The 15,832-nt window shown below is 64.0% G+C and carries 10 protein-coding genes; 4 read left to right on the top strand and 6 right to left on the bottom strand.

The features are described 5' to 3' along the window. The first annotated feature begins 215 nt into the window (after positions 1-215). Positions 216-2,270, top strand: a complete 2,055-nt coding sequence (locus J4G38_RS01005) for a vWA domain-containing protein (RefSeq protein WP_210514339.1) — start codon at positions 216-218, stop codon at positions 2,268-2,270. A 204-nt stretch (positions 2,271-2,474) separates the two neighbouring features. Here the strand turns inward: J4G38_RS01005 and J4G38_RS01000 are convergent, their stop codons facing one another. The 5 genes from J4G38_RS01000 to treA all read right to left on the bottom strand — a co-directional run bounded on the left by J4G38_RS01000 (position 2,475) and on the right by treA (position 10,842). Further along, positions 2,475-3,290 carry a porin family protein gene (locus J4G38_RS01000; protein WP_226163044.1) on the bottom strand — a complete coding sequence of 272 codons (816 nt, stop codon included), beginning with the start codon at positions 3,288-3,290 and terminating at the stop codon, positions 2,475-2,477. A gap of 276 nt (positions 3,291-3,566) precedes the next feature. Next, positions 3,567-6,164 carry a T9SS type A sorting domain-containing protein gene (locus J4G38_RS00995; protein ID WP_210514337.1) on the bottom strand — a complete coding sequence of 866 codons (2,598 nt, stop codon included), beginning with the start codon at positions 6,162-6,164 and terminating at the stop codon, positions 3,567-3,569. Positions 6,165-6,535: 371 nt separating this feature from the next. Then, positions 6,536-8,362: a hypothetical protein gene (locus J4G38_RS00990; RefSeq protein WP_210514335.1), complete on the bottom strand. Its 1,827-nt coding sequence runs from the start codon at positions 8,360-8,362 to the stop codon at positions 6,536-6,538. Beyond that, positions 8,359-8,874, bottom strand: coding sequence for an RNA polymerase sigma factor (locus tag J4G38_RS00985; RefSeq protein ID WP_210514857.1), 516 nt, complete (start codon positions 8,872-8,874; stop codon positions 8,359-8,361). Before J4G38_RS00985 ends, J4G38_RS00990 begins: the two co-directional genes overlap by 4 nt. Before the next feature lie 285 nt (positions 8,875-9,159). Then, entirely contained in the window at positions 9,160-10,842 is a 1,683-nt protein-coding gene (gene treA / locus J4G38_RS00980; RefSeq protein WP_210514333.1) for an alpha,alpha-trehalase TreA, read from the bottom strand. Between the two features lie 214 nt (positions 10,843-11,056). On the opposite strand from treA, the gene J4G38_RS00975 reads away from it, so the two are divergent. The 3 genes from J4G38_RS00975 (at position 11,057) to J4G38_RS00965 (ending at position 14,065) form a co-directional block, all read left to right on the top strand. Beyond that, positions 11,057-11,467, top strand: a complete 411-nt coding sequence (locus J4G38_RS00975; RefSeq protein WP_226163043.1) for a BlaI/MecI/CopY family transcriptional regulator — start codon at positions 11,057-11,059, stop codon at positions 11,465-11,467. Beyond that, positions 11,445-12,815, top strand: coding sequence for a M56 family metallopeptidase (locus tag J4G38_RS00970; RefSeq protein WP_210514329.1), 1,371 nt, complete (start codon positions 11,445-11,447; stop codon positions 12,813-12,815). Before J4G38_RS00975 ends, J4G38_RS00970 begins: the two co-directional genes overlap by 23 nt. A 251-nt stretch (positions 12,816-13,066) precedes the next feature. Beyond that, positions 13,067-14,065: a hypothetical protein gene (locus tag J4G38_RS00965; protein ID WP_226163042.1), complete on the top strand. Its 999-nt coding sequence runs from the start codon at positions 13,067-13,069 to the stop codon at positions 14,063-14,065. A gap of 125 nt (positions 14,066-14,190) precedes the next feature. On the opposite strand, the gene J4G38_RS00960 is transcribed toward J4G38_RS00965, so the two are convergent. Beyond that, a complete protein-coding gene (locus J4G38_RS00960; RefSeq protein WP_210514327.1) occupies positions 14,191-15,762 on the bottom strand; it encodes a DHA2 family efflux MFS transporter permease subunit in 1,572 nt (523 codons plus the stop codon). Between the last annotated feature and the right edge of the window lie 70 nt (positions 15,763-15,832).

Below are 15,832 nucleotides of genomic sequence, written 5' to 3'. Positions count from 1 at the left end.
ATTTGGTGGCGGCTGAGGACGTAGTAGAAACGGTGGCAACAAGTGCCGTGGCAAGTTTCCAACGGCGACTTGGGTTGCCACAAGTGGGATGTAATGGGAGTAGCCGCGCCAACTGTAAGGCGATGCATCATACCCGCACTTTTTTTCAGCCCCGGTGTGCAATTGGCCCGGAGCCCGCATCAACAGGTCATTCCTCACCTAAACCCGCTGATGCCATGAGAAACCTGTTGCTGCTGCCGCTGCTCGCCGTGTTGCTGGGCCCCGCGCCCATTGCGGCCCAAACGGTGCCCTCCCCTGCCCCGGCCCGGCCGGCTGCGCCGAACACCACCAAAAACTGGGTGGTATCCGGTCTGGTGCGCGACCAGGCCAATAACCAGCCGCTGCCCGGCGTCACGGTGCTCGTCAAGGGCACCAACCTGGGCATCAGCACCGATGCGCAGGGCCGCTACTCGCTCCTGGTGCCGAATGCCGGCAAGGCCGTGCTGCTGTTCAACTTCATCGGCTACCTGCCCGTGGAGCGGCCCGTGGGCAAGGTGCACACCCTCAACGTGGCCCTGCGGGCCGATAACAAGCAATTGAACGAAGTGGTGGTGACGGGCTACGGCGTCCAGCGCAAAAGTGGAATTACCGGCTCCGTATCGCAGGTGATGGACGGCCGGGTGCCGGGCGTGCAGGTGCAGCGCGCGCCGGGCCTTCGCAAAGCCAAGCGGAGCCGTGACAAAATGATTGCCGCCGATTCACAGGCGGACTACGAAGCCCTACCCAACGCCGCCTATGCCCCGGCGCAGCCCCTGCCCACCCTGCCCGCCCGCGAAGAGGCCGGGGCCGGCGATACATACGCCCACGTGAAGGAAAACGCATTTTTCGCGGTGAAGAACGCCCCGCTCAGCACCTTCTCGCTCGATGTGGACAACGCCAGCTACACCAACGTGCGCCGCTTCCTGAACGAAGGGCAGCTGCCCCCGCGTGATGCCGTGCGGGTGGAGGAAATGCTGAACTACTTCCGCTACGACTACGCCGCGCCGCCCGCCACCTCGCCCGACCCCGTGCGCATCAGCACCGAGCTGGCCGTGTGCCCCTGGGAGACCACCCACCAGCTGGCCCGCATCGGCATTCAGGCCAGGCGCATTGAAACGGCCAAGCTCCCGCCCGCCAACCTGGTTTTCCTGGTCGATGTGTCGGGCTCGATGGACGAATCCGACAAGCTGCCCTTGGTGCAGGCCGGCCTGAAGCTGCTGGTGAAGCAGCTGCGGCCCCAGGACCACGTGGCGCTGGTGGCGTATGCCGGCGCGGCGGGGCTGGTGCTGCCGCCCACGCCCGGCTCACAGCCCCAGGTCATTCTCGATGCCATCGACCGGCTTCAGGCGGGCGGCTCCACGGCGGGCGGCGCGGGCCTGCGCCTGGCCTATTCCACGGCCAGGCAGAGCTTCAACAAGGAAGGCAACAACCGCGTGATTCTGGCCACCGACGGCGACTTTAACGTGGGCGAAAGCAGCGACCAGGCCATGGAGCAGCTCATCGTGGACCAGCGCGAAAGCGGCGTGTTCCTCACCGTGCTGGGCTGCGGGCGCGGCAACCTGCGCGACGCGCGCATGGAAACCCTGGCCGACAAAGGCAACGGCAACTACGCCTACCTCGACAACCTCGACGAGGCCGGCCGGGTGCTGGTGGCGCAGTTCGGCGGCACGCTCTTCACCGTGGCCAAGGACGTGAAGCTGCAAATCGAATTCAACCCCGCCCGCGTGGCCAACTACCGCCTCGTGGGCTACGAAAACCGCGTGCTCGAAGCCGAAGATTTCAACAACGACCGCAAGGATGCCGGCGAGCTCGGCGCGGGCCACACCGTGACGGCGCTCTACGAAATAGTGCCCGTGGGCGCATCCCAGCCCCTCATCGACAACCTCAAGTACCAGGCTGAAAAACCCGTGCCGGCCTCCATGCAGCAGTTCCTCACCAACGACGTGCTGACCGTGAAGCTGCGCTACAAAGAGCCGCAGGGCAACAGCAGCAAGCTGATGGCGCAAGCCCTCACCAGCGCGCCCGGCACCATCGCAACCGCTTCGCCCGACTTCCGCTTCGCCGCCGCCGTGGCGCAATTCGGCATGCTGCTGCGCCAGAGCGAACAGCGCGGCACCGCCACCTGGGCCGCCACCGAGCAGCTGGCTAACGGTGCGCGGGGAGCTGACGCCGACGGCTACCGCGCCGAATTCGTGCGATTGGTACGGCTGGCCGAGGGCCTGAGCGGCAGCGGCGCCGTGGGCCAGCGGTAGGCCAGTAGCGCGGACTGTGTAGTCCGCGTCCCCGCGCCATATCAACGACTGCACTTTGCGCGGGGACGCGGACTACAGAGTCCGCGCTACAACCAGAAAGGCCCCACTGAGCTATCAGTGGGGCCTTTTTATAACTTATTTCGGATGCTTACCCAAGCAATAATTCAACAGGAATAGATGGAATAGAATGGCCGTTAATCGGCTTTAGAAGGAATAGTTGAGGCCGACTTTGATGACCCGGTTGTAGGCGTTGAAGCGGTTGCCGGAGTCGATGGAAGCGAGGCCGTAGTCGTAGCCGGCGCTGAGGCCGAGGCCGTTGTCGAACTGGTAGCCCAGGCCGCCCACGGCGGCGAAGTCAACCTTGCGCATCTGGCTGGAGATGTCGAAATCCTGCTTGTAGGCCGAGAAACCGAGCACGCTGGCCTGGGCACGGGCCACGCCGCTCACCAGGAACGAGGCCTGGGGGCCGGCATAGATATAGAAGCCGGGCGTGATGAAGACCTTGGCGAGCACCGGCACGTCGATGTAAGACAGGCGGGCGGTGCCGGTGAGCTTGGTGTTCAGGAAATCGAGGGCCGGCACGGGGACGGTGCCTTGCAGCACGGTGCCTTTTTCGGAATACGTGATGCCGGGCTCAATGGCGAAGCCGGGGCCAAGGGGCAGCGTGGCGTACACGCCGGCATAGAAGCCGGGGCGCATCTGGCGGGTGACGGCGCCCTGGGCCAGGTCGGTGAGGCCGCTGAAGCTGGTCATGGCGTTGCCCTGCACGTCGGCCACGTTCAGGCCGGCCCGGAAGCCGAACCGCACGCCGGAGGTGCTGCTGGCCGAGGGCGACGTCGAGTTCGAAGGTTTGCTATAGGTAGTGGTGCGGCGCGGCGCGCCCATGGGCCGGGTAGGAGGCGCGGCCTTGGGGTTGCCATAGGCATCGCGGTACACCTGCTGGGCCGAGGCCGTGGTAGCCACCGCAGAAATCAAGAGGCAAGCCACGGCCAGGCCGCCCGAAAGGCGTGAGATTTTCATAACCAAAAAGGTTGGGGGAGTGAAAGAATTCGGCCATCAGGAGCCGGATTCCCGGCCCGGCTGGTGGGCCGATGAAAGGGTACATTACAAAATCGTGCCAAACCACCGGCCGCCCCTCAGCCCGGAAGTTGGCTGCGGCCGGTTTCGCAGATGAAGCCCCGCCGTTTCCGGATTAATTGCCCCACTAACTCGACCAACTCCCATTCGTCCGACCCCAAAAAAGCCGGGCCGCTCCACAGAGCAGCCCGGCTTGCTGGCTTGACAGCGGGGTAAACGCTATTCGCGCACCACCTGGCGGCTGGTAGCCGGGCCGGTGGGCGGGGTCAGGCGCAGCAAATACAGGCCCGAGGCCAGCCCGCGCAGGTCCACGGTCTGGCGCAGGGGGCCGGCGGGGGCGGTCAGGGTTTGCTGGCGCACGGGGCGGCCCAGCGCATCGAGCAGCTCAATTCGGACCGGGCCGGCGGTGGCCAGGTCGGCGGCCAGGGTGATGGCGTCGGTGGCGGGGTTGGGGTAGGCAGTCCAGGCAGCGGCTTCGTGGCTCGCCAGGGCGGCCGTGGCCAGGAATACGGTGGTGGTGGCCGTGTTGGTGTGCAAGGGGTTATTGTAATCAAACACAATGCTGGCGTGGTTGGGAATGACTTCGCCCACGGCCAGCGTGGTTTTGGGCTGGACCCGGAACCGCACGAAGCCCTGCGAGCGAATCACGTCCTGGTTGCGGTAGGGCAGCTTGATGTTGAGGAAGCGCACCGTAAGCTCGCCCCGCCCGGTGAGGCTCCAGATGCAGTTGTGCGACTGCGCCACCAGCTGCAGGCTGGTCAGGTTAAGCTTTTGAAAGTTGAGCGTGTCCTTCACCACCACCGTGAAGGCCGTATCCGTGCCCATGTTCTGGAAGCGAATGGTGTAGTCGAGCGGCAGCCCGGCAGCCACCTGGGCGGGCGTAATGCGCTGGTAGTTCACCTCAATGTCGTTGGGGTCGAAGGAGCCGGTCACGGTTTGCGGGGTGCTGGCGGTGTTGTCGGCGGGGGCTACGTCTGCCGCCAGCGGAGCCGTGGCGGTGGAAGTAAGCTGCGTGCCCAGGGCGGTATTCACGGGCAGGCTGAACAGGATGTCGAACTCCTGCTTAGAAAAAGGGGGCAGATTGGTGTAGGCCCAGGTCACGGTCTGACCCGTGCGGCTGCCGGCGGGGGTACTGCTGATGTAGGCCATCCGGCTATCCAGCGTAACGGTGGCGGTGCCGCTGGCCACGGTGGTCGTGCCCACGTTCTGCACCGTGAGGCGGTAGCGGGTGGTGAAGCCGGGCCGCGCCCCGCTGTAGGGCGTGAGGGTCACCCGCAGGTCGGCCTGGTTGGCCAGGGGGAAAAGGCCGAAGTGCCGCAGCGAATCCGTTCGCCCGTAGCCAGCCATTCGGCCCGCATAGGCCGCGCTGGCCGGCTGAACCAAGGTGTAATGTGCCGGGATATTAGGGGCCGAAAGCTGGTAATTACCCGAATCCGTGCACATCGTGAGGAGGCCACTGGCATCGGCGGTGCCCAGCGTAGTGAGGCTGGGCTGCACGGCTTGCAACACCAGCGGGAAGGGCAGCGGGCCCTCGCCGGTGTCACGCTGGCCGTTGCCGTTGGCATCGAGGTACACGCGGCCGATGAGCAAATCGTGGCGGGTGCCCACGCGGGCCACCACCACGCCGCGCCCAGCCAGGGTCTGGGCCCCCAGGCGCACCGCTGGCGGGCCGCTTCGATGCAAAACAGAGTCGAGTTCTACTACTTGCGAGGTGTAATAAATATTGCCGCGTCTATCCAAGCCCAGCGAACCTGCTTGGGCCAAGAAATAGGCATGGAGGCCACTGGTTCCAAACAAAACAATGGGCCCTGGCACGTCGCCCACGGCCCATTGTTCTTGGCCATCAGGACCAAAGCGGACCACGTTCAGGTGCGAGCGTAAAGTGACTGCGCCCAGAACATAGGGCGGAATAGCGGCCGGGCCAGTTTGAAAGTCGGCCCCGCACAGCACGGTGACGTTGCCCGCGCCGTCCACTACCAAGTGGGTACCCGCGCCATTGTAGCCGGGGCCGGGGCTTGCGGTATAGCGAACCCATTGCACGATGCCCGCCGCGTCGTATTTCACCACGCCCAGCCCGCCATTGCCAAACTGCCCGGTGCCGTAGCAATTGCCGGCCGCGTCCGCCGCCACGGCGTACGTGTCGCCCGGAGCCAGGTTTTGGAGGCTAAAAGCAGGCGTGGTGTGCCGCCACAGCAGATTGCCGGCAACGTCGATGTTGGCGATGAATGAATTGCCGTCGGCGGTACCTATCGCCGTATTCGCTGCGGGGCCGTAATACAGCGTACCAACGGGATTGGGAGTGCCCGCCACTGCCGCGAGTACACAGCCACCGCCGGGCTTCGGGCCAAGTCCAATAACTGCAATAGCCGCGTTGCGAGCGGGATTGGTGGTTCGGGATTGGAATTTGCGCACCCAGCTTATGTTGCCGCTGCCATCGGCCTGGAAGAGGAACGTGGATAGTGAATCCACGGCGACGCCGCCCACAGTGGCGGGGCTGCGTACCCGACTCATGAGGTAGCAGTTGCCCAAATCATCGGCGGTAAAACCTACGCCAAAATTGTTAGCAGCTGTCGTTGAAATTGCCGGTAGGGGCTTTACCCATACGATATTGCCGCTGCCCGACACCTTCGCGTAAAAAGCCGGCTGCCCGGCGGTGGCGACCGGAATGCCTCCCCACGTTGGGCTAGCCTGGGCACTGGCCAGCACAAAAACGTCGCCGCTGGTGGGCACTACAGCTACCCCTTGTTGCGCTACGATTAGGTTGCGCAGCTGCTTTACCCATTTTACCTGTCCGGTCGAATCATATTTGGCCAGCAATTGGCCGCCATTAGTTTGCCGAAATACTTGACTGCCGATGCGGACGCTGTCACTCAGTTCGATGACCGCATAAGTATTGCCGGTGGCATCGGTGGCACCGGCCCCAGTTGAAACGACATAATTGGGTAGAGTCCCTACTTCCCGGGCCAACTGAGCCCAATCGAATACTTGGGCATTCAGTCCAATAGGCCCTAATGCCATTCCCAATAACATCAGTAGTAAACGAAAGAACTTCATAGCAAACAACAGTTTAGAATGAGATGGGGAAAGGTGTCTTCGCCGCGCTCAGCTTCGGTCAATTGGCCACGGTGGGGCTGCTTGCATGCCAGACCAGCGCCACCCGCAAAAGGCTGCCGGCCCCCGGAAAATACTTACAGCCCGAAGCGCACCCCGAACATCAGGCCCGTGGCGGTGGGCTGCTGAATGAGGCCGGTTTCGGGCTTGTACACCGACAGGGCCTGCCAGCGCAGGCTGGGCGCTACGCTCACGCTGAGGCGGTTGGTGAGGGCGTAGTTGAGGGCCAGGGAGCCGGACAGGGCCAGGTTGAGGGGCCTAAACGGCCCGTTGCCGGCCGTGATGGTTTCGGTGCGGAAGTTCACGCCGTCCTCGGTGGCCACCTGGGTGCCGCCCAGGAAAAACTGGAACTGCGCGCCCGCCGCCACGTCGGCCCACCAGCGGCCGGGGCCCATGGTGAGGCGGTAGCGCAGCAGCACCGGCACCGTGAAGAAGCGGTAGGTGGGCTGCAAATGCTTCGTGACCAGGGTTTCCTTCTTGGTGATGTGCGGCGTGATGCTGTTGTTGGTGGTGTGGGTGGTGTCGTGCTGCACGGTGGTGGTGTACACCGTGTCCTGGCGCGGCACATACACCGTGTCGTAGCGAATCACCTGGCCGCTGGCGTTGAACACCGGCGAGAGCTGCGGCACCTGGATGATGCGAATAGAATGCGTCTGATTCACCGACGTGTACACGCTGGTGGTGCGCGTGACGGTGGTGTCGTAGCGCACGCGCACATCCGTGATTTTGTTGGTGATGCGCAGGTCGGCCCCGAAGCTGGTGTAGCCCACGCCGCCGCCCACGCTCAGGCGCGGCGTGAGCTTGTATTCGGCCGTGAGGGCGGCGCTGAGGCCGGCGCGGCCGGTTTCGTGGTTGCGGCGCAGAGCCGTGAGGGAGTCGGTTTCGGGGCCCTGCAGGTTGAGGGTATTCTGCTCGGGCGTGGCCGTGAGCAGCAGGCTCCAGCGGTGGGCCAGAGGGCGCGGCTTGGCGGTATCCGCGGCCGGCGCGGCGGCCACGGCAGGGGCGGCCAGCGGCACACCGGGCAGGTCGCCGAGGGCCAGCAGCAGGCTATCGGTGCGGCGCTGGAGGCGGAACAATTCGGCCCGCTCGGTGCGCAGGGTGGTCAGCAGGGCAGTGCGGCTGTCGGCGGGCAGGTAGCCGGGGGCCAGCGTGGCGATGCTGGGCAGCTGCCCCAGTGTCTGGCGCTCCAGGGCCGCGAGGGGGCGCAGGGTGGCGGGCACCGAATCGGCGGCCGGTGCGGGGTTGTCAGCCGGGCGGGCCAGCGGCTGCGCAAGCACTGCTTCGTGCGGCAAACCCGCAACGAGGGCAACTGCAGTTGGGTTTGCCAAAGCTGAGCTCGAATGGGGTGTTTTGGTGCTCAGCAGTGCCAGAGTCGAACTCGACTTTGCCGTTGTGGGGTTCGACTTTGCCAAAGTCGGGCCCGACTTTACCACATATGGGCTCGACTTTACCGAATTCGGGTTTGATTTGGCCAAAGTCGGACTCGACTTTACTGAATTCGGGCCCGACTTTGCCAAAGTCGGGTTCAACTTTGCCAGATACGGGTTCGATTTGGACGAATTACGGGTCGGTTCTACCACTTTGGCCTTATTGGTGGCCTGTGGCAGCTCAGCGGCAGTGGTCGAATTCCTGGCGGCGGCGCCATACCGTACCACTTTCGACGGCTCGACCATTGCCGCGCCGTGCGGCAGCAGCCAGCCGCCCAGCCCGGCCAGCAGCGCCGTGAGCCCAACCAGAAACGGCAGCGGCAACGGCCGCCGACGGCGACGTAGCGCAGGCGTGGGCTCGGCCACCAGGCGCTGCTCCACGCCGGCCCACACCCCGGCACTGGGCGTGAGGTCGAAATCCTCAAATTTATCGCGCAGCGACTGGTCCAGGCGGTTTTCTTCCGGTTCGGGCATCATAATCTCAGGTGGTTGGTCTGCCGCTGGTGCAGCAGGTGAAGTTGTTTGCGGGCCTTGCTGAGTTGGGCTTTGGAGGTGCTCTCCTGAATGCCCAGCAGCTCCGCGATTTCGCCGTGGGTGTAGCCGTCCACGGCGTAGAGGTTGAGCACCATGCGGCAGCCATCGGGCAGCTGCTCCATCAGGGCCAGCACCTCGGCCACGCCCAGGCGGTCGAAGGCGTCGGCGTCGGACGCGAAGGGCTCGGGCACGTCGTCGAGCAGCAGTTGCTGGCGGCGGTGCTGCCCGCTTTGCCAGTAGTTGAGGGCCGTGGTGACCACAATGCGGCGCACCCACCCTTCAAAAGAACCCTCGGCCCGAAACTCGCCCAGCCGGGTAAACACCTTCACGAAAGCATCCTGGAGGATGTCTTCGGCCTCGGCGACGGGCGCACGTAGCGGCGCGCCACGCCCAGCATGCGGCCGGCATACCGGGCATAGAGCAGCCGTTGGGCCGCCGGTTCGCGGCGGGTACAGCGGAGCAGTAGGTCAGCTAAGTCAGCGGGCGGGGCTGGCATGGAGGCAAGGATAAGCCCGCGCGCAACGGGCAGGTGCGGGGCAGACAAGGCCCGGCCCCAAAAGGCTGCCGAGGAAAGGGAAAATATTTTCGTCGGCCGGCAACCTCACCCCCTGACCCCCGAAAAATGCTTGATGCGCATTTCCAAAAAAGAAGGGGCACCGCTTACGTATCGTAAGGTAATCGTCAGGCTCCCCTCTCTTTTGGAGAGGGGCCGGGGTGAGGTTGCGGCGGGCGCGGATATCCTACAACGGCTCCTTGCGGTTCAGCAGGTGCAGCAGCACGCCGTTGGTCCACCCGAAGCCGTCCTGCAGCGGGTACTCGCCGCCGCCGGCCGGGCGGTTGATGTTCTGCACGTCGTACTTCTCCAGCAGCTTCCCGGTCTGGTCGAACACCCGGCTGTTGAGGCGCACCCAGCGGTCGGCGACGGTGTCGGCCAGGGGCAGCTGCTGGTAGCGGCCGAGGCCTTCCACGGCCAGGTATTGCAGCGGGGCCCAGGCGTTGGGGGCGTCCCACTGCTGGTGGCCGGCGGTGGCCAGCGTGGTCACCAGCCCGCCCGGTTTCAGGAAGCTGGTTTTCAGCCCCGCTCCTACCCTTTTGGCCTGCTCGGCCGAGGCCAGCCCGAACGAGAGCGGAAACACGCCCGCCAGCGAGCGCACCTGCGAGCGTTGGCGCAGCCGCCAGTTGTAGTCCTGAAACCAGCCGGCTTTGGGGTCCCAGCACACGGCCAGCAGGGCCGCTTTGCGCTTGGCGGCCCGGGCGTCGTACAGGCGGCCCTGGGCGGGCTGGCCGGCCACGCGGGCCGCTCGGGCCAGGGTCTGCTCCAGGTTATACAGCAGGCAATTGAGGTCGACGGGCACAATGTCGGTGGTTTGGATAGTGGGCAGCCCGCCGCCGGGCTTGAACCAGCGGCTGCTGAAATCCCAGCCTGAAGCCGCCGCCGCCCGCACGTTGCGGTAGAACTGCGCGGCTGGCTGCCTGCTCAGCTTGGCGGCCGCCACGTCCTCGGCGAAGGACTCTTCGCGGGGCTGGTCGCTGTCGTCCCAGTAGCGGTTGAGTAAGGCCCCGTTGGGCAGGCGCACCACGCGGCGGGTGGCAGTGCCGGGCTTCAGCTGCTCGGCCCCGCGCATCCAGTAGCGGTATTCGGCTTCCAGGGCGGTGCGGTAGCGCAGCAGCTCGCCGTTGCCGCGCTCCTTGGCCAGCAGCGTCACGATGTTGGCAAAAAACGGCGGCTGCGAGCGGGTGAGGTAGTAGGTGCGGTTGCCGTTGGGCACGAAGCCAAACCGGCCGATGAGGTAGGCGAAATTATCGGTAATGTCCTTCAGCAGCTGGCCTTTGCCGGCCTCGGCCAGCCCCAGCATCGTGAAGTATGAATCCCAGTAATACACCTCCCGGAAGCGCCCGCCGGGCACCAGGTAGGGCTTGGGCAGCGGCACCAGCGAGCGGAATTCGGCCAGTGAATCGGCGGGGTCTACCGCCGGCGCGGCGGGCCGGGCCAGCACCGTCCACAGCGTGTCGAGGTGGTGGCGCAGGCCGGCTTTGACATCGGTTTCAAACGGCACGGCGCCGCTGGTAGGCAGCGTGAAATGGGCTTCCACAAAGGCCTTCAGCTGGAAGCCGGGCTGGCCTTTTTCGCGCCGCCAGGCGGCCAGAATGGTAGCCGGGCGCTGCTTCGGCGCGGCATCCACAAAGGTCTTGTTGTCGGGGAAAATCCGGCCCAGCTGCACCGCCTCAAACAACCCCGGAAACAGCTGCCGGGGCGAAGCAGGCAGCGCAGCCGTAACGGCGGGTTTGATGGCGGGCGCCGGCGCTACGGCACGCGCTTCCGGTGTAGGCTTCGGGACGGAGGGGGCCGCATTTTCGGTCTGGGCGTGGCCGGGCTGGGCGCTCAGCAACCCGATGGTGAGGCAGAAAATAATTCGCAGCATGGGTGGGAATGGGAGAAGTTAGGCACTGGCAAATGAATTGGAGGCACTGGCTCAGGCGCTTACGTGGCCCGCCTGCTTTTCGCTTCACCAGTTGACAAATCTAGTCTAGTATGCTGTTTGTTAAGTCTGAACAAAAAACAACTAACATAATAGTTTTTAAACTAAAATATTAGTTATATGTTTGTATTACCTGAATATGCTTTCCCTCAATACCTTGAAAATTAACCCCGCTTTCCCCGAACTAACCCGCGCCGAAGAACAGGTAATGCAAGTGCTTTGGCGCCTGGGGCCCTCCTTCGTGAAGGACGTGCTGCCCGAGCTGCCCGCCCCGGCCCCGGCCTACAACACGGTTTCCACCATCATCCGCATCCTCGAAACCAAGGGCTTCGTGGCCCATGAGGCTTTCGGGCGCACGCACCGCTACTTCGTGCTGGTGGCCCAGGACGACTACCGCCGCTTCTCGCTGCGCAAGCTGCTGGGCGGCCACTTCGGCAACTCCTTCAGCCGGCTGGTGTCGTTTTTCGCCAAGGAAGAAAACCTCGACGCCGCCCAGCTCGACGAGCTGTTGCGCCACGCCGCCCACCCCCAAACTCCCGAAAACGATGAACCAACCCGGCCTGCTTAATTGGATGCTGCTCAGCACCGCCTTGCTGAGCGCGTGGTGGCTGTGCTACTGCCTGGCGCTGCGCAACGAGCGCGGCTTTGCCTACAACCGGGCCTTCCTGGTGCTGGGGCCGCTGCTGGCGGCGGGCCTGCCGCTGCTGCCGCTAGCGTGGCCAGTCAGTTGGGGTGAGAGCCCAATGGCCTTGCGCGGGATGGCGGTAATGCTGCCGGTGGTGCAGGCCGGCAAAGCAGCGGTGGCCACGCCGGTTGCGGCGGTGCCCTGGCCCGGCTGGCTGGGCGTGGCCTACGTGGCCGGCGTGGCCTTCGTGCTGGCCCGGCTGGCCTACGGGCTGGGTCGGCTCTGGCTGACGGCCCACGGGCTGCCCCGCTCACCACGGGCCGGCTACACGCTGCTCGAAACCCATGGCCGCCTGCCCACCAGCTCGTTCGGCCGCCTCGTGTTCTGGGATGAAACCCTGCCGCTGGGCCCGGCCGATGCCCGACAGGTAATGAGCCACGAGCTGGCGCACGTCCGGCAGGGCCACACCTACGACCGGCTGCTGCTGGAGCTGCTGCGGGCCGTGCTGTGGTTCAATCCCTTCGTGCACCTCTGCGGGCGGGCGCTGGTCCTCACCCACGAGTACCTGGCCGATGAAGCGGCCCTGCACGACGAAACCACCACGGGTCCTTCCCTTTCCACTTCCTATTCGCAGCTGCTGGCCCGGCAAGTGGCCCGCCGCCTCGGTTTCTCGGTTCCGCTTGCGCACTCCTTCTCCCATTCCCAAACCCTACGCCGCATTGCCATGATTCAGAAAAACCATCCCATTCGCCGCTGGAAACAGTGGCTCGCCCTGCCCCTGTTGGGGGCGCTGTTATTCACCGTGGCCTGCGAAAAAGCTGGTGCGCCGGCTGAGCCGGCAATAACCACAATCCAACTCGAAAAGGGCGTGGCGGCACCGCCCCCGCCGATTTACATTGGAAAGGTTGCGATTGCGCCGCCGCCCGGCACGGTCTACACCTACGTTGAGCAGATGCCCGAGCTGCCGGGTGGCGGGGGCAATAAAGCCATTGTAGAGGCTATTCAGCTGCACCTCACCTACCCGGAGGTGGCCCTGGCCAGCCGCAAAAACGGGCGGGTATTCGTATCGTTTGTCGTGACGGAGAAAGGCGACGTGCAGGCCATTAAAATCCTGAAAAGCCTCGGCCCCGAGTACGATGCCGCCGTGGAAGCCGCCGTTCGGAAGCTGCCCCGCTTTGAGCCCGGCCGGCAGGACGGCAAAGCCGTAAGCGTGTCGTACACCGTGCCGGTGCAGTTCGCCATTCCCTCGGTGTCGTACTATGGCACGTTCAACTTCGGCGGCAACTGCTGATGACGAAATGTTAATGCCGTGAGCAACCTGCTCATGGCCTTGCCGGCCGATGGCCAGCAGGTTAAAATAATTCAGTCAGCGCCCCCGCTGATAGAAGTAGATAAACTGCCCGAAAAGCTCTGGCCTTCGCCGGGGCCTTTCTGCGTTCAATCCAGTGGCAACCGTTCGAAAAGAGCTAACTTGCGAGCCGTATTGACCTTCTAAATCGTTTTTATTCAGTGTTGATTTCCTTCCTGCCTCGCCAAGCCGTTGTGGCCACCGCGCTAGGCTTGCTGGCCGCTGCCAGCTTTTCCGCCTGCTCCACCCGCCCCGCCGAGGGCGAAAAAGCCGGCACCGCCGCCGGCGATAGCGCCGCCGCCAAAGCTGCTCCCGTCGATACCATCAAACTCAGGATGCTGGCCATGCGCCGCGACTCGCTTCGGGCCGATTCCATCGTGAAGAAGAGCGGGCAGCTGCCGGGCGCTTTGCTGCCGGGCCACCGCATTGTGGCATTTTATGGCAACATCCGCTCGAAAGGCATGGGCATCCTGGGCCGCGAGCCCAAGGCCCAGATGATGCGCAAATTCGCCGGCGTAATCAAGGAATGGCAGGCCGCCGACCCCACCCTGCCCGTGATGCCCTGCATCCACAGCGTGACCATCACGGCCCAGGGCGCGGCCGGTAAAGACGGCAAATACCGCCTGATGAACTCCAAAAGCACCATCGAGGAAACCCGTTCCTGGGCCCGCGAGTTGAACGGCATCTTCTTTATGGACGTGCAGGTGGGCCTGAGCGACCTGGCCCACGAGCTGCCCAAGCTCACCGAATACCTCAAGGACCCGGCCACTCACCTGGGCATCGACCCCGAGTTTGCCATGGCCACCAAGGGCGTGCGCCCCGGCAAAAAAATCGGCACCTACGACGCCAAGGACGTGAACTTTGCCATCAACTTCCTGGCCCGCATCGTGAGCGAAAACCACCTGCCGCCCAAGATTCTGATGGTGCACCGCTTCACCCAGGGCATGGTGACGAACTACAAAAACATCAAGCTCGACCCCCGCGTGCAGGTCATCATGGACATGGACGGCTGGGGCGACCCGACCCTGAAAAAAGACTCCTACCACGATTACGTCCAGACCCAGCCCGTGCAGTACACCGGCTTCAAGCTGTTCTACGAGTACGACATCAAGCCCAAAGGCTCGCACCTGATGACGCCCACCGAAGTGCTGGCCTCGCTCAATCCCAAGCCGCTCTACATTCAGTACCAATAGACCAGCACCGGCGTTTCGCCACAAGAAAAAGGGCCTCCTGCCAGATGCAGGAAGCCCTTTTTCTTTGTCATAAATAAAATAACTATCACCTAATCAAGCCACATGCTATAGTCCGCGAGCAGGGATTAGTGGGCCGCGTTCAGGTCGATGGCCGCGCCGGGCTTGTTGCGCTTGATGAGCAGCACCAGCGGCAGGCAGGCGATGAAGAAGAACCCGAGGCCCGAGAACACCTGGGCGTAGGTGATGATGGAAACCTGCTTCATGAGCACGCCTTCGAGGGCGGCGTATGCCTGCTGGCGGGCCTGCTCCAGGGGGAAGCCTTTTGACATAAAGCTCTGGGTGAAGGCCTGGATGCGCTGCACGGTTTCGGAGTTGTAGAGCGAGATGTTGGGCAGCAGGGCCACGCGGTTGGCCGCGATGCTGCGCTCCAGGTAGGTGCCCACGATGGCCACGCCGAACGAGCCGCCGAGCTGGCGAATCATGCCGGTGAGGCCGGCCGCCTGGCCCGCGTCCTTGCCCTGCAAGCCGGCGAGGCTCATGGTGGTGATGGGCAGGAAAATCAGGCCCAGGCCCACGCCCCGCACGATGAGCGGCCAGAAGAAGTCGCTTTCGCCCGCCGTGGGCGAGATGCGCGAGGCAATCCAGAACGTGAAGAAGAAGAAGATGGTGAAGCCCAGCGGAATCATGATTTTCTGGGGCACGCCGGCCTGCAGGGCCTTCCCGATAACCGGCATCATGAAGCCCGAAGCCAGCGCGCCCGGCAGCAGCAGGTAGCCCGTTTGGGCGGCCGTGAAGCCGAGAATGCGCTGCGTGAAGATGGGGAACACGAACACCGAGGCGAACAGGCCAAAGCCCAGCACGAACGATAGAAACGCGCCCACCGCCAGGTTGCGGCTCTTGCCCAGCACGCGCAGGTCCACGATGGGCTTGTCGGCCGTGAGCTCGCGCCAGATGAAGCCGATGATGCCAATCGCCGACATGGCCGTGAAGAACAGGATGTACGTGCTATCGAACCAGTCCTCGGTCTCGCCCTGCTCCAGCACCAGCTGCAGCGAGCCCACGCCTAGAATCAGCAGGCCAATGCCGGCCCAGTCAATCTCGCGCAGGGGCCGGGGAATGGCGTTTTTGATGCGCTCCGGGTCGCGGATGAACAACCAGGTAAACAGCGCGGCCATGATGCCCACCGGCACGTTCACGTAAAAAATCCAGGGCCAGTCGTAGTTGTCCACGATGTAGCCGCCCAGGGTTGGGCCGATGGTGGGCCCGATAATCACGCCCATGCCGAACAGGGCCTGCCCCAGGGGCAGCTGCTTGGGCGGGAACGTGTCAATCAGAATGGCCTGCGAAGTGGCCATCAAAGCGCCCCCGCCCACGCCCTGAATGAAGCGGAAGGCCACCAGCTCCCACAGGTTGGTGCTCTGGCCGCAGGCCATGGAGGCCAGGGTGAAGAGAATCACCGAGAAGAAAAAGTAGTTTTTGCGCCCAAACTGCTCGGCCAGAAAGCCGGTCATCGGAATCACAATCACGTTGGCGATGCCGTAGGAGGCCACCACCCAGCTCACTTCCTGCTGCGTGGCCGAAAGGTTGCCCATCATCTGGGTCAGGGCCACGTTCACGATGCTGGTGTCAATCAGCTCCAGCAGCACGCAGAGGACCACCGTCACGACGATAATCCACTTGGTAAATCCGGTTTCCATAACGGTTGAGTTATGAATTATGAATTATGCGTTGTGAGTTCAGATGATGCAAACAGCAGAAGTGCCGCAA

Source organism: Hymenobacter terricola (assembly GCF_017921975.2).
Taxonomy (GTDB): domain Bacteria; phylum Bacteroidota; class Bacteroidia; order Cytophagales; family Hymenobacteraceae; genus Hymenobacter; species Hymenobacter terricola.
This window is presented reverse-complemented; position numbering and strand designations above follow the sequence as displayed.

Excerpts from the sequence above, each read along its gene's own strand:
- treA (WP_210514333.1), bottom strand. The coding sequence starts at position 10,842 with ATGCTGCGAATTATTTTCTGCCTCACCATCGGGTTGCTGAGCGCCCAG.
- J4G38_RS01005 (WP_210514339.1), top strand. The coding sequence starts at position 216 with ATGAGAAACCTGTTGCTGCTGCCGCTGCTCGCCGTGTTGCTGGGCCCC.
- J4G38_RS01000 (WP_226163044.1), bottom strand. The coding sequence starts at position 3,290 with ATGAAAATCTCACGCCTTTCGGGCGGCCTGGCCGTGGCTTGCCTCTTG.
- J4G38_RS00990 (WP_210514335.1), bottom strand. The coding sequence starts at position 8,362 with ATGATGCCCGAACCGGAAGAAAACCGCCTGGACCAGTCGCTGCGCGAT.
- J4G38_RS00970 (WP_210514329.1), top strand. The coding sequence starts at position 11,445 with ATGAACCAACCCGGCCTGCTTAATTGGATGCTGCTCAGCACCGCCTTG.
- J4G38_RS00960 (WP_210514327.1), bottom strand. The coding sequence starts at position 15,762 with ATGGAAACCGGATTTACCAAGTGGATTATCGTCGTGACGGTGGTCCTC.